Annotated in this window: 23 protein-coding genes and 1 pseudogene; 8 read left to right on the top strand and 16 right to left on the bottom strand. The window is 61.2% G+C overall.

The window, feature by feature from the left end:
- The first annotated feature begins 1 nt into the window (after nt 1).
- Nucleotides 2–400: a DUF6262 family protein gene (locus BH682_RS30760; protein ID WP_021334717.1), complete on the top strand. Its 399-nt coding sequence runs from the start codon at nt 2–4 to the stop codon at nt 398–400.
- 31 nt (nt 401–431) lie between these two features.
- On the opposite strand, the gene BH682_RS30755 is transcribed toward BH682_RS30760, so the two are convergent.
- A complete protein-coding gene (locus tag BH682_RS30755; protein ID WP_021334716.1) occupies nt 432–1,199 on the bottom strand; it encodes an HNH endonuclease family protein in 768 nt (255 codons plus the stop codon).
- Between the two features lie 361 nt (nt 1,200–1,560).
- Here BH682_RS30755 and BH682_RS30745 point away from each other — a divergent pair, with 361 nt between their 5' ends.
- Genes BH682_RS30745 through BH682_RS30735 form a run of 3 tightly spaced genes read left to right on the top strand, consistent with a single transcriptional unit; the run spans nt 1,561 to nt 5,467 of the window.
- Nucleotides 1,561–2,667, top strand: a complete 1,107-nt coding sequence (locus BH682_RS30745; RefSeq protein WP_047269064.1) for a tyrosine-type recombinase/integrase — start codon at nt 1,561–1,563, stop codon at nt 2,665–2,667.
- Entirely contained in the window at nt 2,664–4,871 is a 2,208-nt protein-coding gene (locus BH682_RS30740) for a tyrosine-type recombinase/integrase (protein WP_058037609.1), read from the top strand. The genes BH682_RS30745 and BH682_RS30740 overlap by 4 nt, the downstream gene beginning before the upstream one ends.
- Nucleotides 4,868–5,467 (top strand): DUF6262 family protein, encoded by a 600-nt coding sequence (locus tag BH682_RS30735; RefSeq protein ID WP_047269065.1) that lies wholly within the window; start codon nt 4,868–4,870, stop codon nt 5,465–5,467. The genes BH682_RS30740 and BH682_RS30735 overlap by 4 nt, the downstream gene beginning before the upstream one ends.
- A 43-nt stretch (nt 5,468–5,510) precedes the next feature.
- Here the strand turns inward: BH682_RS30735 and BH682_RS30730 are convergent, their stop codons facing one another.
- The 3 genes and pseudogenes from BH682_RS30730 to BH682_RS30715 form a co-directional block, all read right to left on the bottom strand.
- On the bottom strand, nt 5,511–6,215 hold the full coding sequence (locus tag BH682_RS30730) for an HNH endonuclease family protein (RefSeq protein ID WP_174519535.1): 705 nt from the start codon (nt 6,213–6,215) through the stop codon (nt 5,511–5,513).
- 309 nt (nt 6,216–6,524) lie between these two features.
- Nucleotides 6,525–6,647, bottom strand: a pseudogene (locus tag BH682_RS30725) (HNH endonuclease family protein); the annotation flags it as partial.
- Nucleotides 6,648–7,716: 1,069 nt separating this feature from the next.
- Nucleotides 7,717–8,385, bottom strand: coding sequence for a hypothetical protein (locus BH682_RS30715; protein WP_075835737.1), 669 nt, complete (start codon nt 8,383–8,385; stop codon nt 7,717–7,719).
- Between the two features lie 267 nt (nt 8,386–8,652).
- On the opposite strand from BH682_RS30715, the gene BH682_RS30705 reads away from it, so the two are divergent.
- Nucleotides 8,653–8,874: a hypothetical protein gene (locus tag BH682_RS30705; RefSeq protein ID WP_075835736.1), complete on the top strand. Its 222-nt coding sequence runs from the start codon at nt 8,653–8,655 to the stop codon at nt 8,872–8,874.
- 222 nt (nt 8,875–9,096) lie between these two features.
- Here the strand turns inward: BH682_RS30705 and BH682_RS30700 are convergent, their stop codons facing one another.
- The 10 genes from BH682_RS30700 to BH682_RS30655 all read right to left on the bottom strand — a co-directional run bounded on the left by BH682_RS30700 (nt 9,097) and on the right by BH682_RS30655 (nt 17,696).
- Complete coding sequence (locus tag BH682_RS30700) at nt 9,097–9,783, bottom strand: hypothetical protein (RefSeq protein WP_075835734.1); 687 nt, start codon at nt 9,781–9,783, stop codon at nt 9,097–9,099.
- A gap of 122 nt (nt 9,784–9,905) precedes the next feature.
- A complete protein-coding gene (locus BH682_RS30695; RefSeq protein ID WP_075835732.1) occupies nt 9,906–10,547 on the bottom strand; it encodes a hypothetical protein in 642 nt (213 codons plus the stop codon).
- A 14-nt stretch (nt 10,548–10,561) separates the two neighbouring features.
- Nucleotides 10,562–12,784 carry a 3'-5' exonuclease gene (locus tag BH682_RS30690; RefSeq protein ID WP_064112218.1) on the bottom strand — a complete coding sequence of 741 codons (2,223 nt, stop codon included), beginning with the start codon at nt 12,782–12,784 and terminating at the stop codon, nt 10,562–10,564.
- 286 nt (nt 12,785–13,070) lie between these two features.
- Entirely contained in the window at nt 13,071–13,355 is a 285-nt protein-coding gene (locus tag BH682_RS30685) for a recombinase family protein (RefSeq protein WP_064112217.1), read from the bottom strand.
- Complete coding sequence (locus BH682_RS30680; protein WP_099698417.1) at nt 13,352–13,576, bottom strand: hypothetical protein; 225 nt, start codon at nt 13,574–13,576, stop codon at nt 13,352–13,354. Before BH682_RS30680 ends, BH682_RS30685 begins: the two co-directional genes overlap by 4 nt.
- 53 nt (nt 13,577–13,629) lie before the next feature.
- Nucleotides 13,630–14,145 carry a hypothetical protein gene (locus tag BH682_RS30675; RefSeq protein ID WP_157127663.1) on the bottom strand — a complete coding sequence of 172 codons (516 nt, stop codon included), beginning with the start codon at nt 14,143–14,145 and terminating at the stop codon, nt 13,630–13,632.
- Between the two features lie 140 nt (nt 14,146–14,285).
- Nucleotides 14,286–14,948: a hypothetical protein gene (locus BH682_RS30670; RefSeq protein WP_064112215.1), complete on the bottom strand. Its 663-nt coding sequence runs from the start codon at nt 14,946–14,948 to the stop codon at nt 14,286–14,288.
- A 172-nt stretch (nt 14,949–15,120) separates the two neighbouring features.
- On the bottom strand, nt 15,121–16,092 hold the full coding sequence (locus BH682_RS30665; protein WP_058228304.1) for a DUF932 domain-containing protein: 972 nt from the start codon (nt 16,090–16,092) through the stop codon (nt 15,121–15,123).
- Between the two features lie 234 nt (nt 16,093–16,326).
- Nucleotides 16,327–17,163 (bottom strand): hypothetical protein, encoded by an 837-nt coding sequence (locus BH682_RS30660; protein ID WP_075835726.1) that lies wholly within the window; start codon nt 17,161–17,163, stop codon nt 16,327–16,329.
- Complete coding sequence (locus tag BH682_RS30655) at nt 17,160–17,696, bottom strand: hypothetical protein (RefSeq protein ID WP_075835724.1); 537 nt, start codon at nt 17,694–17,696, stop codon at nt 17,160–17,162. Before BH682_RS30655 ends, BH682_RS30660 begins: the two co-directional genes overlap by 4 nt.
- Nucleotides 17,697–17,849: 153 nt before the next feature.
- Between BH682_RS30655 and BH682_RS30650 the strand changes: the two genes are divergently transcribed.
- Nucleotides 17,850–18,596, top strand: a complete 747-nt coding sequence (locus BH682_RS30650; RefSeq protein ID WP_064112212.1) for a hypothetical protein — start codon at nt 17,850–17,852, stop codon at nt 18,594–18,596.
- Between the two features lie 264 nt (nt 18,597–18,860).
- Here BH682_RS30650 and BH682_RS30645 read toward each other — a convergent pair whose 3' ends face one another.
- The gene (locus BH682_RS30645) at nt 18,861–20,249 is read right to left on the bottom strand and encodes a replicative DNA helicase (protein WP_064112211.1); all 1,389 of its coding nucleotides are present in this window, start codon (nt 20,247–20,249) and stop codon (nt 18,861–18,863) included.
- Nucleotides 20,246–21,112: a RusA family crossover junction endodeoxyribonuclease gene (locus tag BH682_RS30640; RefSeq protein ID WP_064112210.1), complete on the bottom strand. Its 867-nt coding sequence runs from the start codon at nt 21,110–21,112 to the stop codon at nt 20,246–20,248. Before BH682_RS30640 ends, BH682_RS30645 begins: the two co-directional genes overlap by 4 nt.
- A 242-nt stretch (nt 21,113–21,354) precedes the next feature.
- Here BH682_RS30640 and BH682_RS30635 point away from each other — a divergent pair, with 242 nt between their 5' ends.
- Both BH682_RS30635 and BH682_RS30630 read left to right on the top strand, forming a co-directional pair.
- Entirely contained in the window at nt 21,355–23,019 is a 1,665-nt protein-coding gene (locus BH682_RS30635) for a hypothetical protein (RefSeq protein WP_075835722.1), read from the top strand.
- A gap of 107 nt (nt 23,020–23,126) precedes the next feature.
- On the top strand, nt 23,127–23,654 hold the full coding sequence (locus BH682_RS30630; RefSeq protein ID WP_064112208.1) for a single-stranded DNA-binding protein: 528 nt from the start codon (nt 23,127–23,129) through the stop codon (nt 23,652–23,654).
- The last annotated feature ends 40 nt before the right edge of the window (nt 23,655–23,694 follow it).

Here is a 23,694-nt window from a genome sequence, read left to right as displayed (position 1 = left end):
CGTGCCCGAACACCTCACCGCCGCAGCGCGAGCGCGCCACACCGAGACCAGAGCCCGCGCGGACGCGGCGCTGCTGGCACTCAGCAATGCAGGCGAGCCGGTCACCTTCGCGGCCGTCGCTCGCCGCGCCAAGGTCTCCACCGACTTCCTCTACAACCAGCCCGACCTGCGCACGAAGATCAACGACCTCCGCACCAGGCGGTCGCACCGCCGAACAACTCCGGAACAGATGACCGAACCCGGACAGCAGTCTGCACCGTCCGCAGTCAGAGCACTGTCCTCGCAGCTCAAGGAACTCAAACGGCGGCACGCCGAAGAGGTCGGCGAGCTGCGCACGGCGCTCGCGGTCGCCCACGGCGAGAACCTCGCGCTGCGGCGACGATTCACCGACTCCGGCTAGCGCCCTGCGGGTAAGCGATTTCGCCGCTCGTTCACGAAACACGACCCGCTGCCTCGGCATCGGCGGGAAGCGCCTGTCCGGGACACGTCGACAGGACGGTGGCGATCGCGTCTTTCTCCGCCTGGGTCACCCACAGTCGATACCGGAGTTTGACCGCGACCTGACGGGCCACATAAGCACAACGGAACGCCTTGTTCGGCGGCAGCCACGATGCGGCATCCGAATCACTCTTCGCCGAGTTCGGAGCCTGCGTGGTAGCGATGAGATTGAGCGGATCATTCGCCAGATCGATCCGCTCGGCGGCCGACAACTGCTGCGCGCCCTTCTGCCACGAATCACCAAGAGCGACGACATGCTCGATCGGGACGAGCGGCGAAGTCGTCTCCCCACGAACGAAATTCACCGTCGTCCCGGTATACGGATCGTGAAGAACTCCCGACTGCACCACACACGGCGGCGAGACCACACCCGAGCGGACCTTGCACGTGACGTCCACAAGGTCACGGGACAATATGTCCTCGCGAGTACTCAGCGAGTTCCCGCCCCACATAACGGTGTTCGTATCAGTCCACGCGACCCCGAACTCGCTGCGCGCATACCCCGTCTTCGGCGCACGCCCCTTCACCGCAAGCTGATCCAGCGCCGACAGTGCCTCATCGACCTGCACACCAGGCGCAGAAGTTCCCGACACCGGAGCGGCGAATACCGACCCACCATCAGCGGGAAGGACCGAGCAACCAGACACAGTGACAACGAACGCCGCAGCTACCGCCGCGACCCCGGTCACGCGCTGGCGCATCACAAGGCCACCACAGCAGTGAGCGGCATGTCATCGACATAGTGACCAGCAGAAAGAGGAAGACTCCTTGACAAAGCTGCTGATAACACGTGGTCGATCTGGATCGCGGACGGGTTTGAAGTGGAGAACGCGATGTCGGTGCCGGTGTAGGGGTCGTGGAGAGTGCCGGCCACTACTTTGCAGTCGCCGGTTCCGGGTTTGAATTCGACGTCGACGAGCTGTCTTCCTAAGACGTCATTGCGTGTTATCTCTAGCGCCGCATCAGGATGAAGGCACGGTAGGCACGGCGTGTCGGTCGCCCTGTCCCTCATGGTTATCTAATAGCGTCTATATCACAGGTGGGACAGCCATAGGAGTGGCGATGTCGTGTGCTGTAGAGAAGGTCATTTCACCGACGACGGGGCAGTCGGGTTGGGTGATCGTGGACGAAGAATCCATGCGCCCGGTCGCGGAGGCTTCCGAGTGGGTGCTGTTCATGCAAGGCGCCGGAAGGTCACCTCAAACAATCCGCGCATACGTTCCTCGGGTCTGTTGGTTCTTGAACTGGACTGCCGGTCGCGGACTGGATTGGCACGAGATTCGTGTAGGTGAACTCACTCGTTTCAAATTCGCCGTCGAACACACCCCAACCGTCCACTACCGGCTGCGCTCCGGCAGATCGGTCAACGCAGTGATGACCGCTGTCGTCGAATTCCTCAGGTTCTGCGGAATGCGTGGATTGGTCTCCGCAGATGTTGTTTCTGGGCTGTCCCAGCCCAAGTACCTGGCCTACGCACCCCGCGATTTCCACGAAGGTGAATCCGGTCAGCATCGGCTGATTCGTGCCAGAACCCTCAAAGCGCCGGAAGTCGTAAAGCCTCCGGAAATTATTACTGAAGAACAGTTTTCGCATGCTCTGAACTCCGCGAACACCGAACGAGACCGTTTTCTGGTGCTGTTGCTGGTTCGTTCCGGACTCCGAATCGGAGAGGCATTGGGTTCGCGCCGTAGCGACCTGCATTTCCTTCCGACCTCGGTTCATCTGGGATGCCAGGAACGTGGACCTCATGTTCATGTTGTTCGGCGTGAAGGCAATTCGAACGGTGCCCGCGCTAAAGGACAATCCCGAGTCGTACCGGTCAGCGACGAGGTGGTCACTCAGTATCGCGAGTACCTTCTCGAACGAGACAGCGTGCCCACCGCAATGACCTCGGACTTCGTGTTCGTCAACCTTCTCGGGCATCACGCCGGTTCGCCGATGTCGTATTCGAACGCAAAACAGATTGTGGAAAGGATCGGCAACCGTGCCGGTTTCCGATTGCGGCCCCACATGTTCCGGCATACGGCAGCCACAATCTGGACGCGCAACGGCACCGGTATCGACGTGGTTCAGTCGTTGCTCGGTCATGTGAGCCGAGCATCGACCGCGATCTATCAACACCCCGACGCGGAGGACCTGAGGGCGGCAGTGGAAAGAGTGGGCATATGAGCATCACCGCTCTACCCGTCGAGTCAAGAGCCCTCTCGACTGGAAACGAACAGACCTGGAAAGCGTGGTTGATCGAACGAATCGACCCGCAATGGCGAGTCGCGGAATGGGATTCACGCCGACAGGTATTCACCGGAGACGTCGACAACGAAATGACAGCGGTCTATCTGTGCCGAGTCGACCGATGCATGACGGTCGTGGAAATCTTCGACCGCCGTTGCAGGCGGTGCGAACGCCACCGCAAGCTCAACGGGACCTCACCTTCATTCTTCGACCGGACATTCGACCCCGATTCGGTTCCACGAAGAGACGAAAAAGCCTTTTCGAAAGTCGATTTCGAACTCAGTGAGGTGAACGGCACTGTTGCGGCGGAGATTATTTACGGAGTGCAGCAGCGTGACCGTGATCAGATCATCTTGGTTCCGATGCGGATCCGCAGCATAGTTTCCCACCTCCCACCGGATTGTCGCTCACTGCTCGATGTCGCCGGAAATCGCCAGTTCGAGAAGGCACTCGGAGCTGCAGCCGGTGGTGTGTTCCGGTCGTTGGTCACACATCTGCAGCGGGCGCACGTCGTGTACTCCGGTACTGATCCCACCATGGCCGACGTGTGGAAACCTGCCGTCGTGGGCCTGCAAGCTGCTCCGGACCGGCGATACAGTGCGGCCGGTGGCGTTGTGGACTTCCGAGAGATCAGACAGCGATGGCTTCGAGAGATCACCAAACAATTCGGCCGCGAGGTACGCCCACCCGTGACGACACTGCGGCACACCGTTCATGCCGCCGAAATCGCTTCACGGCAACTCTCGCTGCGCACGAACGGCGATCACCCCGAACTACTCGACCACGGTGACATGAGCGCTGTCGTCGAGGGTTTCCGCACCAGCGCCGATCGAGAGGGCAAGCCCCATTCCTTCACCCATCGACGATCATTGCTCGGGTGGTGGCGCCGACTTCTCGAGTTCTCACGCCGCACGGGCGCAATGGATGACATCCCCGGCTCCTTCGCACTCGATCTGCGTTCGCACACAATTGCCCAGGTCGAGACCAGCGAGGACGACTTCGGACGCACGATCCCCGAACATGTCATCGCACAACTCGATCAACACCTCGAGCTGCTGGGTAGGCACTCCACGTACTCCGCGCCGGGCTGGAACCCTGACGACTACGCCATGATGTATCAGACGGTCTACCAGATCATCCGGGACACCGGTCGACGCCCGAGTGAGATCGTCGGGCTCAAACGCTCATGCCTGGACTGGGTCGACGGCAAGCCCACACTCGTCTACGACAACCGTAAACGTCGCAGAATGGGGCGTAGATTGCCGATCAGCACTGCAACGGCAACCGTGATCGACCAATGGCTCGACCACCTTCAATCGCTGTCTGTTCCGGACACACTGTGCGACTGGCTCTTTCCCACGCCGGGAACCCGCAACAACATTCGCCGCGGGCACTTGAGCGGTGCGCAGTTCGGGTCCCGGGCCTTCGCCATCTGGATCGATGCAATCCCGGAACTTGTCGACGAAAGACTCGACGATGACGGAAACCCAGCTCTCTACGACAGATCAATGATCACTCCTTACGGATTGCGGCACTCCTACGCTCAGCGGCACGCTGACAACGGCACACCGGTGGACGTCCTACGCGAATTGATGGATCACCGCAGCGTCGACACGACCATGGGATATTTCTCCGTCACACTCAAACGTAAACGCCAAGCCACCGAGGAGATTTCGAAGTTCGCGATCGACAGGCACGGACGACCGGCGGGATTCACGTCGGTAACGGAGTACGAGCGACAGTCGGTGGCCGTGCCCTTCGGAAACTGCACCGAACCCTCGAACATCAAAGCCGGCGGCCAACACTGCCCGATCCGATTCCAGTGCGCAGGATGCTCCTTCTACCGACCGGACCCGTCCTACCGGCCCGCAATCGAGCAGCATCTCGCAGAGCTGCGCACAGACAAAGAAACTGCAATCGCCACCGACTCCGCGTCGTGGGTGATCACCAACTTCGACGCCCAAATTCACGCGTTCACGGACGTCATCTCGTCGATGGACGCAATGCTTGCCGACCTGCCCGCAGACCAACGCGCGGTCATCGACAACGCCTCCCGCGAACTGAGGAAAGCGAGGACCGCAGCTGCCTTCATACCGCTCGAGTCCGTAACCACCCACACGAACGAGGACGAACAACGATGACTGCCGATGACCGTGACATACGAACCCAACGGCTCATCGCCTCCCGTCGACGTGACAGCGCTGACAAACAACGCAGAACGCTGACAGTCATCGCCGACCTCTCATCCGCTGGCGAACGCATCAACATCAGCGAAATAGCGCGTCGCGCAGGCGTTTCTCCATGGTTCATCTACAACACCGCAGCAATTCGAACCGCCGTCGAACGCGCCACAGAAGAGCACTCCCACACCGCCACCAGAAGCAGCGCCGGACGCACGTCCGCTACGGCGGACAGTCTTCACGCCGAACTGTTGATGGCGCGTGAGGAAGTTCGGGCGCTACGAACGGACCGAACCAAGCTCGAGACCAAAGTGCAACTACTACTCGGCAACCAACTCGAACACCTGCCGCACGACACACTGCTCGCCCGTATCCACGAGCTCGAACAGATAGCAGCCGAGCTGCGCTCGGACCTCGACTCCGAACGCAGACGCGCCGACACCATGACAACACGAACCGAAGAACTCCAGGACGAGCTCACCGCCGCCCGCGCCTCACTCAAAAGGATGGTTCAAAGCGTTTCTCCAGCACGACGAATCGAAGCAATCGGCACATAAGAACACACCCCAGCAAGCATCGGAATCTACGCGGAACTGTGAATCAACACGCGGACAATACGGCAGACATCGCATCCTTCTCTGCTTGAGTCACCCACAGGCGGTAGACCGACTTCACCGTGATCTGCTTCGAGACGTAGGTGCATCGGTACGCCTTGTTCGGGGGAAGCCAGGATGCGGCATCGGAATCAGACTTCTTCGCGTTCGTCGGTCCATCCACCGGGATCAGATTTCGGGGATCGTTCGCCAGATTCGTGCGCTCCTGAAGACTCAATTGTTGCGCACCCTTCTGCCACGAATCGCTCAACGCGACCACATGGTCAATCTGAACTGCAGTCGAAGTATCCTGTCCCCGAACAAAATTGATCGTCTTTCCAGTGTAAGGATCAGCCAACGTGCCAGAGAGAACAACACATTGCTTCTTTCCTTCTTTGAAGACCACGTCAGTCAGCCGCGAAGCCAACAGATTATTGCGCGTATCGCACCCGTCATGCCCGAACTCCACATCGACATCATCAGACCATGCCTGACCGAACTGATCTCTGCTGTAACCAGTTTTCGGAGCACGCCCCTTCACCGGAAGCGTCTCCAACAGCGCAACGGAAGAAGCCACATCAACATCGTGCTGACCAGGGCTATCCACAGACAACGATCCTGCTGGGATCACATCCGCCAACGTCGTACTGCAACCGGAAATCGACAACCCGACCAAGGCAGTGACGGCAACCAGGAGGGAACGGGAACGCACCAAGCGACTATGCAACGTGAAACTCCTAAATCATATGCAGTGCAGAGGATCTGCACTCTTATCAACAAAACTCATGAGGATGATTGTCGGGAAATCCCGACATCAGACCAGGTGTGCTACACATCCACCGAACCCAATCAACCGGCCACGTGCGTGATTGAACATGCCATCGTCCCTATCCGTGCGGTCGAACCGGTCGACCGTCACACGAACTGACCATCGTCACTCACATAACTCACACCGTCGACATCGAACAATGGGGGCCTACCAGCAAGGTTTTGAGATATGTCAAAACTGCGTGCAGATAATTCGTGTGTCACAACCATTGTGGCCAAATTCGACGTCAACATCATCTGTCCATGCGACCCCGAACTGATCACGGGAATAGCCCGTCTTGGGTGCGCGCCCCTTCACAGGAAGCGTTTCGAGAAGAGTCGTCGCGCGGTCGAGTTCTGTGCCGGTCAGCTGCCAATTCCGAGGTGCTGACCCGTCGCTCGTGGCGTTGAGTGCGCTCGGTTCGACCTCTGCTCCTACAGGATTCACGATGCCCGGGTCAGCGGCGATGGGCGCATTGAACTCGCAACCGCTGATCGCCAACGCAAGGATGCCTGCGAAGGCGCCGGCCACGAAGGACGTCGCTACATGGCGGATCGGTTTGGTTGAGTGTCGAATTCCGAACACTGAATGTCCTTTCGGTGAAGTTGTTACGTATCGGGTTTGGGCAGTATCAAGTTGTGCGTTGATGAGTTTCATCAAGTGAGGTGGTGGATGCGGCACGCACGATTCGGCGGGCTGATCGCTGGGCCACTGATGGGTTCAAACACGCAGATGAGTCGGGAGGTAAGCGCGCTTCGGCATAGTGTCGAGGTCAGTCAGCGCTCCAGCCTTTCGATTTCGTTGGTTTGTAGATGTTCGCCCCAGGTTTGAGTGCGTACGTCGGCGCATATCGGGCAGTAGGTTTCACCGCGGGCGCAGGTCCACCCTGCTCGCGTTTCGTATTCGTCTCCAGTGCAGTAGCTTTCGCTCATTACTTCTCGAAGATCCGTTGTTCCGCACGCGTCGCAGGTGAAGTTCGCCGACATTGCCGCTGGCATTCCCGTTCGGGTTGAGTCGTATCCGAGCGGTTCGCCTTTCACACGTTCGGGCAGGGCTCGGTGGTCAAGGAATACGCGAGTGTGGGCGATCGCAAGACATATGCCGACAAGGATGGCCACTGGCACAGCGGCGTGGGTTGTCAAGAAGGTCTGGATAGTGGTCGGGCACATTGGAGATCCGGTGCCGCCCAGCAGGGTTGTGTAGCACTCGGCGGCAGGTTCGAGCTGTTCGACAGGGGGCAGGGCGAGCATCCAAGTCAAACCCGCGACCGCAATCAGGTCGAGCAGCAGTAGCGTGCAGATCTGACTTCTCATCGACGTTCCCTATTCGTGTTGGAGCAGTTCAACGGTGATCTCGGCGTGCTCGGGCAGAGTCGTCAGAGCGAGTCCGAGGGCCGGCCATCTGGTTATTTCGTCGAGCGTTCGTCGCGTGGGGTCCGCTCACGCTGCTGCAGGCGTTGTAGTCGAGCGGCTGGCGCTGTGGTGCGTCGCTGGTTGATCCAGGTGTGCACGATCGTCTTGTAGAGCGCTGGTTCTGTGGTGGTGAGGAGTCGTTGGGCGGCAGGTAAGCCTGCAGCGCTGGTTGCTTCACTGTCAGCTGCCCATGTCCTGTCTTGGAATCGCCGGCGTCGATACCGCAGAAGCCACAGACCTGCAGGGACGAGCATCGCGGCGGCGACGAGTGCGGTCAGTCTGGAACTGCTGTCGACGTCGTGGCTGAATGCAGCAGGTAAGAGGATGAGCACAGCGGCGAGCATCCCGAGCGGTGTGCCGTATCCGGGTTTGTGTTGGCGCGGAGGGTATTGCGCCCAGGACAAGGTGTTCGCGACGATCCAGCGTCCCGCAGCAGTGTCGGTGTGGGTGTCGATGTCCGTCGCTGATACGGCGAGCACGGGGACGGGATCACCGTCGACGCGGTGGTGGTAGACGCGGGTTTCGCCGACGGGGACGCGTTCCGCCGACGCCACCTTCGGGTACCGCCGGTTCACTGTCTGCAGGTCGGCGGCGGTGTTCGACCACCAATCGAGTTCGGTGCGGGTGAGCGTCGTTCTTCCTGTGGCTCTGATCTTCGTCATGAGAGTGCCTTCCGGATTGTGTATCCAGGTCGGACGTTATCGGGCGCTGTTCCGGTGTAGTGGTGCTCGGCTGTGTCTTGAACGGGTGGTGGGGTTCCGATCGCGGCGGTCGGTGCCGGTGGGTCGTGATGCTCGCGGGATCCCTGATGATTCGACCGTCGTGGGTGGACAGCAAGGCGCGTGTGGAACATTCCACGGGCTCTTGGTGGTTCGCAGGCGCTGGCGTGGATGCCGCCTAGAGGGAGGGCTGACCGATAGCGTTTGGATATGACCAAAGCATCCAGTTTCCTCTTTCAGGCGCAGGACTTGGCATCCGACGATGATGCGCCGCGGTTGCGATCAGCGTTGACGGCCGCGCGTGAGTGTGAGCAGAGAGGGGGGCCGTACCCCGACGAAGTGCAGGAGGCTGCACAGTTGGCGTACGAGTTGTTGGAGATCGCTGCTCCCGAGGTTGTTGCGGAGCTCGGTCCACCGTCGTGGTCAGCGTAGTAGCGGAATGGTGAAGGCCACGTCAGCAGAAGCGAACTCGTTCTGCTGACGTGGTCTTCCTGTGTGGATCCCTCTTGCATCGGTAGACCTCGAAAACCGCACATCCTGGCCTTCGCTACCTTCGGAGTCATTACTGTGAGCGGCGCCGTCGGACTGGGCGCCTCTAGTGCTCCTTTGTACAGTTCGGGGTGAACCGATCGGGGTGGGTCGACGACCTGCGAGCTACTTGGTTCCGCTACGCAAAATGTTGCGGCGGAGACCCATTGCGTCGAACCGGTCGTTGAACTTGCGGAACTGTGGGCCGAACACCTTCGCGAATCGTGACGTGACCTGAACGGGGAATGACGTAGCAAGCAGCACAATCGCTGCTGGGATCACGTCGCTCGCCGACGTCGATGTCGACAGGGCGATCGGAAGCCCAGCGTTGTGCGCTACGAGGGCCGTCGAAACCAGAACTGCCACATACAAAGACAAGAGTGGCTGAGACATGGACCCCACCGTCCGCGCCCAGCTGATGACGTATTCGAGATCGCTTCCAGTGGCGGAAGTTTTACTCCGTGCGCGCGAGATGAGTTTCGACGCCGTAGCTATGAGGGCCACGACGGCGATCAAACCGACGAGTGACACGACGACCAGCAAGGTAATGACTGCAACTGCATTGACGCTGCTACCTGCAACTTCTGCGGTCCTGGTGAGGGCGGAAGCCAAGTCCTCCAGTGCGTTGATGCCCTGCGAGCTCGTTTCGGCGGTCGGGGTTTGCCACCACGATCCCGCGAGAATGAAGGTGAAGAGAAACGTGAGTAGCGCCGTTGTTGCAGCCAGCCTCGTGGCTTGTGGCCACGGACTCTTCGTGGATCGAGCAGATAGTTTTGCGGGTGCGGTGGGCCCTGTTTCTGTTGGATGGGACATTGGGCTTTCTCCTGTTCTCGGTGTGCAATTCGAGGTCGGCCCCGGAATGGGACTGGCTGGTAGTGGGTTACTGGCCTTTTAGTGCGTTTGCCGGCGACGGGGGCGGGGCGGGACACGGTCGATTAGGTGGCGATGTGTCGGGACTCAGCGCGCAAGACGACTTTGCGCATGATCGACGTAATCGTCTGCATGAAAAGTGATCCCGTCTGGGATGGGTATGCGCACAGGACTAACAGGAGCACCCACACGATCGCTGACACGGCTCCCTGCACTGTGAGGATCGCTACAGAGTGGCCGGCGCCTCCGGCAGTGACGGCCGTCGAGATCAGCAGCGCCACGTACCACCGCAACACGGGGCCGACCGTCCGACTGAGGCGCAGCGAGAATCTGCGCCAGGATTCGGCGAAGTCCGTGAATACGCGTGCCCGTAGGCCGTATGTGGCGACGGAGAGGATGAGTGCAAATGTGAATGCGCCGAGAGTGATGCCTGCGCCGACTCTGTCGACTGCTGCTGTGCTGGCGCCAGTCTCCTCCGCGAACGAGGTCAGGGATGTAGACAGGTTGTAGAGCGATCGGGTCCACGCGTCGGTGGTGGTCTCGTCGAAAGACACTCGCTCCCGAGGCGACTCGGAGAATGCGGCAGTCAGTATCGCTGCTGGTACAGCGAAGCTGGCGATCGAGCCGCAGACGGCCCGACTCACAGTCCCCGGACGCCGAGGGTGGGAGTCGGGAAGGTTCGACTCGATCGTCGATTGTTCGGACACGAATGGCTCCGCTTCTATTTGTGTTGATCACGCCAGAACCCGAGTAGGGCTCGAGCTGTCATATGGGCGTCTTTGAATGCGTTGTGAGCATCGCGGTACTCGACGCCGTGTGCGGCAGTGAAGTCAGCGAGGCGAGCACCGGTGCTGTTGTGGTCGAATCGCCTGGAGAGCGTCATGGTGTCGATGACGCGGTCGGCGGAGACCCCGTTTGCGGCGAAGTATTGGCGTTCGAAACTCGCGTTGTGCGCGACCATCGTGGTGTTTGGATCGCTCAACAGTTCCTGCAGTCTTGTTTTAGCCTGGGACTGCGCAAATGGCGGCTTGCCGTGGATGTCCTGGTAGTTGATGCGGTGAACGTCTTTGGCGCCCGTTCCGATCGTTCGTGCTGTGCGAGCATCGATTCCGTGAAGTTCGTCGATTCGTTCAACGACCTTGCCTTGCCCGTTCATCACGACTGCGCCGGTTTGGATGATCTCGCCACGTCCCGCTGACAGAGAATTCGTTTCGATGTCGGCAACGACGAAACGACGGCGGGTATCTGCGGCTGGGTTGTACGACTTGTAGAGGCTGCGGACGGCGTCGTCCGCGGATCTGCCGGATGCGACTTCGGCGCTGATCATCTCGTGGGCTTGTGCGGTGCTGATGCCACGGTAGGCGGCCAGTTCGGCTGCGGTGGCCCGGTTCTTCGCGTGTCCAGATTCTGCGCGCGGCGCTTTCGTCCAGGTGAAGGTGCCGTCGTTGTGGGCGGGTTGGGGTGGGTTTGTCTTCTCGGTCTGCCAACTGTTCCAACGGTTGTCGAGTTTTTCGCGTAGCTCGGGCATGGTGGCGGGTTGTGTGAGGCCGGTGAGGGGTTCATCGGCGTGGATTCGGTACTGCCGGTAGGTGTGACCGTCGATGTTGACGGCGATGTCGGCGTGTTTGAGCCCGGTTGCGTCGAGCGCGTTCGCAGCTTCGGCGCGCACGTGTGGTGGGATATCCGCTCCGTAGCCGTCATTTGCCGTGGCATGTTTGACGATCAACGCACCATCGGGGGTGTTTCCGTCGCTGCTGGTCACGGCTGTCAGTTCTGCCTGCTGCCAGGGGCGTTCACTGTTTCGCCAGATCCCGGGGGTTGATTGGACCGACAGTCCGGGGTTGGCGGCCGCGAAGTCCGCTGCGGTGGTGTGTTCCCAAGCTGCGGCCCGGCCTTCACGTCCGGTGTGCTGTGTGTGGGCGAGGTGAGCGCGGCTGATGTCGTCGTCGGTGACAGCGTTGATCGCGGACAGCTTCGCACTTGTCGCGGTGTGGGGGCTGTTGGGGTCCTTGACGCCGGCGGCGGCACCGATGTGGGTGCCGGGGATTCCGTCTTGCCGGGCGCGCAGTTCAGCTTCACTGCCGGGAACGTGTGTGCCGATATTGATGCTGTCGCCGATGGTGGTCCCGGAATATGCGGGCGGGGTGGAGAGTTCGCTGACTCTGGCCGCGTATTGCGCGCTCTCGTTGGCGTAGGCGTTCAGGTCGTCGTCGGCGATGAGACGGTCACAGTGCGCGTCGTGAAGGCTGTCGCGGGCCACGGATACCGTTTCGATGTTTGTGCTGGTTTTCGCCGCTTCCCAGCCCCTTTCGGCGTCGTGTTCCGCGGCGTGGGCGTAGTCGCGTGCTTTGAGGAGCTGTTGATGCTCTGCCGATTGGGCACGTTCGTCGAGGACTGCGCGGGCTTCGTCCACGTCGAGAGTGGCGGCGTGTTCGCGTGCCTGGTCCAGCTCGTCGGATCGTTGACGTCGCAGGTAGTAACCGGAGGCGGTGTCCGCGGTCCATTCGCGATACGACGCCTGCATTTCTTCTTCGAACTGGTCATCTCGCCATTCTTCGTATGCTGCTTCGGCAGCGTCTTCGGAGCTCGCGTACTCGGCGAGGGTGCTCGGCGCGAAGCCTGCGTCGATCATGTCCTGGCGATGCTTCGGGTACTCCGCGGCGTAGTCGCGGCCGAACTCGCTTCCATCGGGGATCGCCGATGCGGGTGGCTGAGCGCCTGCACGGAGCTGGGCTTGTTCGGCGGCGGTCAGGGTCTCCCCCATCACGGCTTTGCGCTGCAGTTCTAAAAGTTCCAGATGCTCGGTGTCATAGACCGATTCGGCGGACAGCGCATCGGCATACGCGGCCGCGTGGTTGGCGGCTCTACCGGTGCGGCTGCAGCGGGCAGCTGCATCTGCCGAGCACCGACGTGGACCTCCCGGTTGGTTGGCTCCGATGCACACTCTGACCTCACCCCCAATTCGGCGCCCTGATCAGACCGCCTCGCTTGGGGCGGTCTGATCTGGACGCGGATTGTGTCGCTCCTCCGATAGGTGAAAACGTAACTTGCACGGTTCCGGTCATCGAGGTGCTGGGATGGAAGGCGACTATGCGTGAGACAGCGGGGTGTGCGCGGCGATGGAATCTGCCTCTCACGATCTGCGCCGGACGGGGGCGGGATGGAGGGCGGCCTCCGCCCAGACGGTGACAGCCGCTTGACCGGGCTGGGCCGCTGTCACCGTCCTCGAGCTAGGCAGCTCGGCGCTCACCGCTTTCCCGGAACACTTCTTCGCCAAAGATGCTTGTGACCTCAGTCATTCGCGGTTCCTGGCGGATCTCCTCTGCAACAGCTGTCTTGAGCAGTCGAGAGATGTTGTTCCGCCCCCACACCACTTTTCCTGCCGGCGTGGGAATCCCCTCGTCGTTGAGTTCGTCGCAGATGTATTGCATGGTTTTCCCCTCGTTTCGCAGCACCAGAATTCTGCGGAGTACGGGCAGAGGGCAGAGCATCGGCCGCCCGACACGGCCGCTCACTGCTCGCCACCTCCCCCGAGGCGGTTGAGCAGGACGTCCAAGAGCCGGAAGGCGCGCTCGGAGCGATCCGCGGACCCGAGTAGGGCAAGGAGCAGCGTGCAGGGGACCACGGTGAGCATGATGATGCCTCGCCACCGCGTCAAGAGAAACGCAACTGCCCAGATGATCAAGGCCGCAGGCGAATTGGGCATAGCTTCGGCCAGTGTAGTGAGAAATTTCACGGAGAACTACCTTCCACGCAGATTGCGTGATTGGCGGGCCTTGTCTCCGTCGTTTAGACGTCCAGAAGGCCCGTAAGTGGATTGGAAACAATCGACTTACGGGTGTTGTTGGGGCCGCGAGTGACCTGCGGCTTGGTAGTGACTGTCCGGCCTGGTGCTTCACCCTGCTGCGCACGGCGAACCAATAAGGATCTCAAGCGGGCAATTCTTGCGGTCTCGGTTCGGACGTTCCGGCGTCTGAACTGAGAGAGGTGTTCGTCAAGGCCGGTGACTTTCGGCGGCTGGAATGGGTTGTACTTGGACAACCACGATCCGACTTGCCGTCGGGTTTCCATGAGCTGATCGAAAACCTGGCGCAACGGCGACACAGCACGGATCGCATCTTCGCGAGCTTGAGACACAGAACGGTACGCGTCGCGGAAAGGATTCAAGAGCTGTTGGCTCATCCTCCGCTGGACCTCAGCGACTGCAGGTATACGCAGTGCCCGCTCCGCGGAATCGAAGGCCCGATAGTGAGCAGCAGTCAGCACGGGGTAGCCCGTGCTGACTGCTGTCACTAGTGTTGCCATGCCTCCACGATACTGCTTCCGCGAAATGTCCGTATATTGACGCGATTCCATCAGCCACCTCGCAGGCACCGCAGCTCCGCCGTCACCGCGGTCGAACTTAGGACCGCGGTGACGGTGCTCCTCCCAGCCGGCAGATCGGGTCAGGCGGACAGGCTCCGTTTGATCGGGTTGTAGTGCTCGTCGAGCCAGCGACGCAGCTTCGCGTCTTCGATCGGGTTGGCAAATGCTGCCGCGATTACGACTGCCAAGGTCAACCCTTCTGCATCGATCAGAGCTGTTCGGACGTTGATCTTCGTTCGTAGATTTCGGCTTCCGTCGCCGGGGCGGGTGAGTCGAACGGCCACGGAATCCGATGGGTGGTCGATGCTGTAACGGTAGGTACCGAGGATATTCAGGTGCAGGGCCCAGGAGACGAACGACTCGCAGCCTCCGAGAGGGCAGGCCTGCAGGGGGCCGTCACCGGGGCTGTGGCCCCAGCGGGCGACGCGCGCACGGTATTCGGCTGCTGCGTCGATCTCTGCTTGTACGTGGAGGCGTTGGAGCTTCCGCAGTTCGGCGGGAGGGCGGCGGTGCAGTAGCGCGAGCTCGAGTGTTCGCATGGAGGTGGACAGGCCTTCGGGGGTGGCACGTTGTTCTGCGAGTGCGGCGGTGTGGGCTTCGGCTAGTCGCTGACTGCGTGTGTTGGCGTCGGCGATGTCGCGGGATCGGTTCTGTATTCGTTCCCGGGTTTCGGCGATTTCCTGGTCCAGTGCTGCCAGCGCGTGCGCGTTGTCGTCGTCGGCGGATGTGTCGAGTGCTGGCATCGGCAACTTTCGAGGTGCGGCGGGCGTCGGTGCGTCTCACCTTATGGCCCGGGTTTCGTCCGTTCTCGGGTTCGGCCGCTTCTGGTGCCTGCGCTGGTCGCAGCAGTAAGGGTCGTGAACGCAAGAAACCCACCCCGGCGACTATGCCCGGGGTGGGTTGGTGTTCTCGAGCCTATGCGTGCGTGAGCATGCGATAAGCGGCCTGTTTCGTTCCCGCCGAGTCAGTGTTGGTGAACTGGCGGGCGGCTCGAGCCTGGTCGACGCTTTCACCGGTGCTGGTGCGGACGCCGCGCCCCCAGTCTTCCCACTCCACTACTGCGTTCAGTGCGCCCCACCGCGTCGCGCGGCCTTCGGATTGGGTGTTGGCGATGTTGAACAACTGCATGAGTTCGCCTCGACGGTTCTCCCACCGGGTGCGTGCGGCTTTCTGCGACTCTTCCGGCTTCGGGTAGAGGGCATCGATGTAGTCCGCGAACTCTCGACTGGTCATCGGCTGAGAGATCAGCATTTCGCCGACCGCCGCGAAACTCTTCGCGTATCGAAACGCGCCCTGCAGCAGGATTTCGGCCATGCGGCTGTGCGCGGAGGCGGTATGCGGGATGGACCAGCGCTGCGCTTCGCCGATACCGACTGTCATGCCGTTCATGCACACCAGCCGTTTTCCGCTGATCTCACCGGAGATGGAACCTGACCCGTCGTGCGAAGTCCGGATAACGATCCCGAAGTCCACGACGTCCTTTCCTCCGATACGAACGCGTGCCTCCGGGAGATCCATCGTCAGAAACGTCTTACGACTGTGGTCGAGTGACCCTGCGTGGGCGAAGGTGGCGCCGAGATCCCTTGCGTTGTCGGCGATTGCGAACGCGTCGGCGTTGGTCACCGGCGTGTAGCGGGAACCGACGACGGCAAGCCCCTGGTACGTGTCGTCACGCATGATCAGTCGCTGCCCCGGAAGGGAGGTGTTGATCAGGCCAGACTCGCCCATCAGGGTCAGGTGGTCGGTGTTGTGCACGGTCAGGCCCCAGTCCAGTCCGGCGGTGCGCAACGCTTCTGCAGTGTCGCGGGATCCGGCGACATCGGTGCCGAGCACGGCCTGAGCGGGCAGGCGGTGAGCGGGGCGGGGAAGGGTGGTCGATGCGGTCATGATGTCCTCCAAGGATCGGCCCCGGTGGGGGCGGTGTGTGCAGCTCCGATGCCATGAAGTTATTGAGATCTCGTAGTGAGTGCGGCACGGGCGCAATCGAATAGCGTCGACAATCCGCAGGTGGGATCCTTTGGCCGGCGGCGACTGAGCCGGACAGGCTCGCGGTTTTTTTGCAGGGCTGGCGTGTGCGGTCAGCCCGGCGACGACCAGCGATAACAGTGTTGAGCGGGCCTTTTACTGTTGGCGCAGCGGTAGGGATTGTGGGGTGGAACCGCCAGCGTCGAGCACTTGGTGTGCAGCGGAGATGCGAGCGGCGAGTTCATCGCCTCCGCTAGCCGTCGTGGGTGGTGTGTCGACGAGGCTTCGAAGGTGTTCGCGCGCTGCGGGAGTGAGGAGTCGACTGTCGAGTTCGGTGACTTTCTCGGCGAGGATCACTAATTCGCTGGTTGCCGTGTCGATCGATGTCTGTCGGGCGGTAATCGACAGCTCGGCGTTTCGCGATTCGAGTTCCACCGATTCCATTGGAATCTGTCGATCGTTCAGTGTCGCTGACAGATTCGCTCTAGCGATCAGCGTTTTGTCTAGCGCGGCGGCCGTCGACACTGCTCGCCACGTCGTTACGGCGACGTTCCTCGCAATCGGTTCCTGATCTCCGAGACTGCCGTGTTGGAAGGCCACCGAGCCGATGATCCGACTCTGTGCGGTGACGGCCCGGTCCGCGTGCGATCGCAGGACAGGGTCGAGGATGCTGCTGCGTGTGATCTCGATCGGCCCGGTTGTGTCGTCGAGTTCTCTGGCGGCGGCGCGGGCTTCGCCGAGTTTCGCTCGGTACTTCACGCGTGCTGCGTGTACTGCGGCGATGGTGATGATCGCCATGATCGGGGCGGCCACCACGGCGGGCACGAGCAGGGAGAGTATGCCCGCGCTGATGGCAGCCCATATGACAGCGGCAGTAAATAGATAGGTGTCGAACCTGTCATGTACTCCGGACAGCCGTGCGTATCGGCGGTCGATGGGGTGGTCGACGCGGTCCGGGTTCACCAGGACGTTCCAGGTGTGGGTTCGGTTCATCTGCGACTGTTCCCCTTCCCGTGTAGTGGTTTCCGATGTGGTGGTGTGTCTTCACGACGCGCTTGGCGACGGGCTTCTTCGATCAGCATCGGGTAGGTGTTGGCGATGGATCGGAGAACGCGGCCCTTGATCACGGCACCGATCTCGGCGCGGTCCTTCGGGCTAGCCATCTGGCGAATGAAATCTCGGTGGCTGTCGTAGCCACTGCATGCGTGCCTGAGGTAGTTCACGCAAATTCGGGTCATGAAGGCCTCGTCCGAGGCGAAATCTGCTGCACGCTTACCAGGGTTGAGTTCGTTGTAATGCGCGGTCGAGAGACGGATCAGGCGGGGCAGCGACATCGCCGGCACACTCACGTCGACAATGTTGGCGGCAGCGATGAGTTCAGCGCGGGTCGCCAGGGCGGCGGTACGGCCTTGACCTGCAGATCCGGAGCGGTCCCGAATCTGCGGGTTCTGTTGTACATTCACTCGCTGTCCCTTCTCCGTAATGACGCGCATCGTCATCATGCAGACCCCGGTTCCGGTGCTCATGCTCACTTTCCGCGTCGATGACCGGAACCCCGCCTGCCACGATGTCTGCGAAGGCTTCGCCGTCTTCACTGACGGTGCAAGAGAAGTTCCTCGGGCGCCGCAAGGTGACGAGTGCACACCGTCCTGAACTAGTAAGCGGGAGAAGGGAACAGCATGAGCGAGTTGGCCTCAACTGCAGGGAGGTGGGTCAGCGAACATCGGAGGCCGCTGACAATCGGCGGTGTCGTTGTCGCGGTAGCGGCTCTGATCATCGGCATCGTCTCCGTCGTCGCTCAGCGCGAGGACCCTGTCGACATGCAGGCTTACGCTGTGCCAATCGTCTCGATCAACGACATCCCTGCCCGGGAGTTCATCGGCTGGTCTCAGCAGGCCGTAGACGTTCGACCGCAGAACTCTCCGGTGCCGGAGAGGATGAGCGCTCCAGACAACGGACAGTGTGTGCCCGGTGGGAAACTGCAGACCGCTGTTCAGTCCATGGTGTTGTCGGGATCGCGCTGGTCGGGAAACAAGTTCGTCAATCCTGGCGGAGCGCAGATCATGAATGTGCAGTTGTCGAACTCCCCCAACACCAACCCCGATGTAATCGATGATTGGTTGTCTTCCTGCGCGCAGACCCACTTGGTGGTGGACGGCGCCGGTGATCAGGAACTGCGTTTAGCATCGCTTCCCGTTACACCCGAGTTCTACCGACTCGACGACGCCAGGGTCTATACCGCCACGCTTGAGGGCGACCGAACAATGACGACGATGACCGGATGGGGAGTCGCTGACGGGATCACCGTGCAGGTCGATTTCACCTTTGTCGGACAACCCAGCGACGAAGCGATTGCACAGTTCGACGTGGTGTGGCGAGCGCAGGCAGGCAAGCTCGTTGGTATGCAAGAGGCCGGGGTTCTCTAGCAAATCGTCATCGACGGTCAGATCGACGAGCGCACTTCGACAGTCGCATCGTTTGCCGAAGTGCGCAGGAACTCTTTCGCGAAGCCTGAATACCCTGCCGCCGATCTTTCCATCTGCGAAACTCGCAAATGACGTACTCGGTGCGCGCCTGAACTGAACCTTTGCCGACCCCCCATGGCGTCGTGGATTGACTGGCCAGTGCTCGCGATGGTGGGATCGCAGTCGCGATCCCACCATCTGACGAAAACGGAATAGGTCGCTGACTCATGCACCGGAAGAGGCGATTTGGCGGCTTCTCGGCTCCGATGTACGGGCAAACTCTCCAAGGAAGGAGCGCGACAAAATGCCACCAGCACGCCCCTGACGATGCTTCAAAATGAGTACATGCAAATCGTCTGGGGTCTCGGATGATCCCTGCGGATCGATCGCGTACGGCCGGTGCAAACCGATGACGAGGTCCGCGGCTTCCTCCAGGCCGCCAGAACCCTTCATATCGCTCAGTTTCGGAGGCCGGTCGCCTTCAGTGGGACCACGGTTGAACTGAGCTGCAACGACCACGGCGATGCTCATGTCCTTGGCCATCGCCTTAAAACCGTTCGCGATCTCGGAGAGCCGTTGGGCCTGATTGAGAGATGCCTGTTGTTGATCGCCGGCCTCCGTGAGCTGGATGTAATCCTCGAAAACGATGCGCAAGTCTGTGCCTTCGGCCTGAAACTTGGTGCGCGCTGCAGCCGCGACCCGACGCATCTGAGGCAGGGTACGTGCCGTGTCGTCGATGACGAGGTGCCACGAGGCGACCCGTGCCATGGCTTCGGAAACTTTGTCCCACCCGAGATCTGTTAGTTCGGTCGGGTTTTGCAGTTTGTTGCGGTGCATGTTTCCGCATTCTGCGACGACGAGTAGTTCGGTGATCTCTTCGGCAGGCTGTTCGAGGGAGAAGAGGACGACACCGGCACCGGAATCGCAGGCGGCTCTCACCCAGTCGATGATCGCGGTCGTTTTTCCTGTTCCGGGTCTCGCCGCGAGGACGGTCAGCCGTCCGTCTTTCAGGCCCTTGACCAGAGCCATCGAGTCTTTGCCTCCGTCTAAGTCTCTCCATCCGGTCGGTACGCCGTCGATGCCGTCGACCCCGTTGACCAGTCGGACGTCGAGTGAGTGTTTCAGCTCCTCGATTTGAGATCGGATGTCGGGCAGCGTCGTCGACTGAAATGATTGGGCATCGAACAGTTTCGCAAGTCGTGAGCGGGCTTCGTCGACAGATGAGAGTTGACCATCCCGAATCAGATCGAGGGCGAGTTCCATCTCTGATTCCAAGCGGCGCAGTTGTTCTCGACCTGCCATCGCCTCGAGATGAAGCTGCGGGGCCCGTGCAGACGCTGACAGGGAGGCGTGGGTCATCGCGGAGAGGCCGCTGGGACCACCTGCGACGTCGAGCTGGTCTCGCCTTCTCAACTCCGTCACCACTGAGGTGAGGTCCACGGGGTGGCCTGTGGAGACCAGCGTGCTGATCGCTGCGAAGACAGCTTTGTGTTTGTCTGTCGAGAATGCATGCGGTGACAGCGCAGAGACGGTCGACGCCACGAATGCCTCGTCGTCGCCTTCGAGGAGACGTCCAAGTAGGACTTGTTCTGCGGCAGAGTTGTTTTCGATCACACCTTCACCTTGCTCCCGCAGGTGCGCGCTTGCGGCACGGATAGTCGCGTACCCACCATCTCCACCAGGTCACCGACATCAGAGGGGAATGCTCCGGGCATCCGGAGCGTCGAGTTGGGAAACATCGGGGTGTCGACGTCGAGCGACGAGATCCTGATGACGGCTCCTGGCCACGGCAATGCCCACGGATGTGTGTGCCACGGAGTCGGATACGTTTTCGCGGCCAACGAGTCGACGATCCGGGAGTCGTCGGTTAGGAGTTTGAACCGACGCGACGCCGAGCTTCCGGACTTGTGTTCAGCCGGCGACAGCGCATCTTGGACAGCGCGCAGCAGCTTGTCGACGTCGGGTTTCGTCATAGGCGGGCATCGGGGCGTGGTCCGCTCCGAGACGGGAATAACCGCGGAGGTCCCGATGCGATCGGGCTTCGGCACAGTCAGCGCGACATGCAGTCGAACCGGACCGTCGATGGGTACCCACTCGGTTCCGCCGATCCGGAGTGCTTCCCGGGTGATGGTGTCACGCCAGGCACGCAATGCTGGGCCTTTGTCGTGTTTGATCACGCCGGCCGCGACAGCTCTCATTGATCCTTGGGTGATTGGCTTCCCCTCAGCGACAAGCCACATCGTGTGGTCAGGCAGGCACGCGAGGCCTCCACGGTGGCTTTCGCGCACGACAGAGTCCTCGGGGGTCTTCGACGACGACGATGTTTGCACCGCGACCGGTACCGCAGCGAGGGCGTTCTCCGGGACGTGTGTGCAGCTGCTGCACCGCGTCCGGCTGATCGGGATGAGTGCGGCCCGACATGCCGGGCAGTATCGGTGCGATCCACTGGACAACAGCGCGTCGGCGTTGATGCTCATGATGCGGACCCTATGACTGCCGGTTCCGGTGTTCGGGCGGGATTGATGGGTTCGACGTCGCCGCAGAGGCGACGTGGCGGGCCGGTGACCGTAACTGGCTGGTGTTGGATCGGAGTCAGAATGTGCGGTTGAACTGCTCGGATGTTGCTTCGTGCCGCACTTGTCAGTCGGTGGCGTCAGTATTTGGTCATCGGAGATCACCACGCCAAGGCACCTACGGCGCAGCGAATCAGGAGAAAGCCATGCAGAGCACGTTCACCCGACAGACGCACAACACCTCTTATGTCGCGTACAGCAAGTCGGCGTCGAAGCCCATTCAGGTCCAGGTTGCTGGTCAGGATTCGACGGTGCCTGTGCACTCGCAGGTTCTGATTCGCGAATTCGTCTCCATCGAGATCGACAGCATCGACGACGCTCGGGCGACCAGTCAGCGCCAGCCGACTCTTTACGTCAAGTTCAATGCCCGATCCGCGAAGAACCCAGACGGTGAGTCCGTCGGTCTCAGAGAGAATTTCGGTGCGTCGATCCAAGCAGGTGGAGACCTCGAGAAAGCAGTTCGGCATGCACTCACCGCAGGAAAAGCGGTGTACGTGGCGATCGAAACGAAGCGGCGTTACAAGAACAGCTCTGGTGAGATTATCTCGTACTTGACGCCGATCAACGAACTGCGTGGCGCGACGAAAGACGGAAAGGGCGGCTCGGCGTCCGCGACCCGTGAAAACTGCGCAAACGTGATCGCAGCGATCGGCCCTGCTGACGCTCCCACGACCAACTTGATCTCCGACGAAGTGACCAGCGACCCGTCGAAGTGGGCCACGTTCCGGAGCAATCACGATGGCACTCAGGTGCCTTCGGGGTTCGTACGCGTGAACACACCCGAAGGTGATCCGACTGGTGCGATCACCGCCGCCGAGAGCGCACCAGCCGCCGCGCCGGCATCGGTCGACGTCGATGCCCTCGCCGAAGCCGTCGCTGCTCGTCTGCACGGCGCCGCTCCCACCAATGGAACGCCCGCCTCATCCGGAGCGGCTCGACGTCCTGCGCTGAGGGAAGCGCACTCGGTGGAAGCAAAGCCATGGGAGCCGTACAACTCCGACGGCCGCGCCAACGCAGGTTCCTACCTGACCGCAAGCTGGCGAAACACTTGGTCTGGCGCCATGATCCTGCTGACCACAGCCGCATATGAGGAACAGGACGCAGCCGAGCGCGCCGGTAGGGAACCTCGCCTGCTGGAAAGCTCTGCCCTCGCATCGACGGCTACTGATCTGACCGAAGTACTTCTCTCCATGGCCGATCAGGTTCAGACCGCCGTTGTCGGCCGGATCAACCGGATGGATCGTTCACACGGTGAGGCCGGAAAGTGGGTCCACCAGATCGCTTCTCGTCTGGTCCCGATCACCCTCGAGATGCTTAGCGAAGAGCACTCGGAACAGCGCGAGATGTGGCGCAAGACAGTGATCGCTCAGGCGACTGCAGTGTTCGCAGGCGCCTTGCATTCGGTCGAAAGCTACCTTGACGGGCAGTATGACCAGCCGACGCCGATCAACGATGCTTCCCGTAAGGCCCGGGAGCAGGCCGGGCGGCAGGCGCAACAGGGGAACGCTGCTACCTCGACGTCCGGCGCTCAGATGACGTCGACGAATGCTGTCATCGGCGATGCGGCCACCGGAGACGACGCACTCATGCAGCGTTGGAACGCTTTCCTGCAGCAGTGCAAGCTGACCGGTCACGAGGACCGCGTCAAGCCGTTCCTCGCCGCTGCCTGCGGAACCGCTGATCTCGCACAGATCCCGGCGCAATTGTTCAGCGAACGACTCTCAGCGTGGGAGGCCGAACCCCAGCGGTTCGTAGAAGCCGCCGCCGGCGCCTACCGGGCATCTCAGCCCGTCGCACGACAGTCAGCGTGACCACGGCGCGACGCGCTCACCGTGCCGCGCACCGAAATCGTCTGTGACAGCGTCGACTACGAACCCATTAGCACCAACCCACCCAGCGTTTACAGAAAGGTAGTCCCATGGCAGGCGACACCGTAATCACCGTGATCGGCAATCTGACCGCAGCTCCCGAACTTCGCTTCACTCCGGCCGGCGCAGCCGTCGCCTCGTTCACCGTTGCCTCGACGCCCCGCACGTTCGACCGCAACTCCAACGAGTGGAAAGACGGCGATGCACTGTTTATGCGTTGCAATCTGTGGCGTGAGGCAGCCGAGAACGCCACCGAGAGCTTGACCCGTGGTTCACGTGTCATCGTCAGCGGCCGTTTAAAGCAACGCTCGTACGAAACTCGTGAGGGCGAAAAGCGTACCGTCATCGAACTCGAAGTCGACGAGATCGGCCCCAGCCTCAAGTACGCCACCGCCAAAGTCGCCAAAGCGAGCCGGGGTGGTAACAGTGGCCAGACCAACAACGGCAGCACCACAACCCAGTCCACATCACGCCCGCCGAACGCCGGAAACGATCCCTGGGGAAGCGGCGCCCCCAACGAAGATCCGTGGGGTGCCGGTGCCGCCACATCCGCCGCGAGCGACGAACCGCCCTTCTGACTTACGAAACTCACTGTGGCCCCGACATCATCCGTCGGGG

It is taken from the genome of Rhodococcus sp. YL-1, assembly GCF_001942025.1.
Taxonomy (GTDB): Bacteria; Actinomycetota; Actinomycetes; order Mycobacteriales; family Mycobacteriaceae; genus Rhodococcus_F; species Rhodococcus_F qingshengii.
Note: the sequence above shows the minus strand (reverse complement) of the source record. Positions and strands in the feature narration are given on the sequence as shown.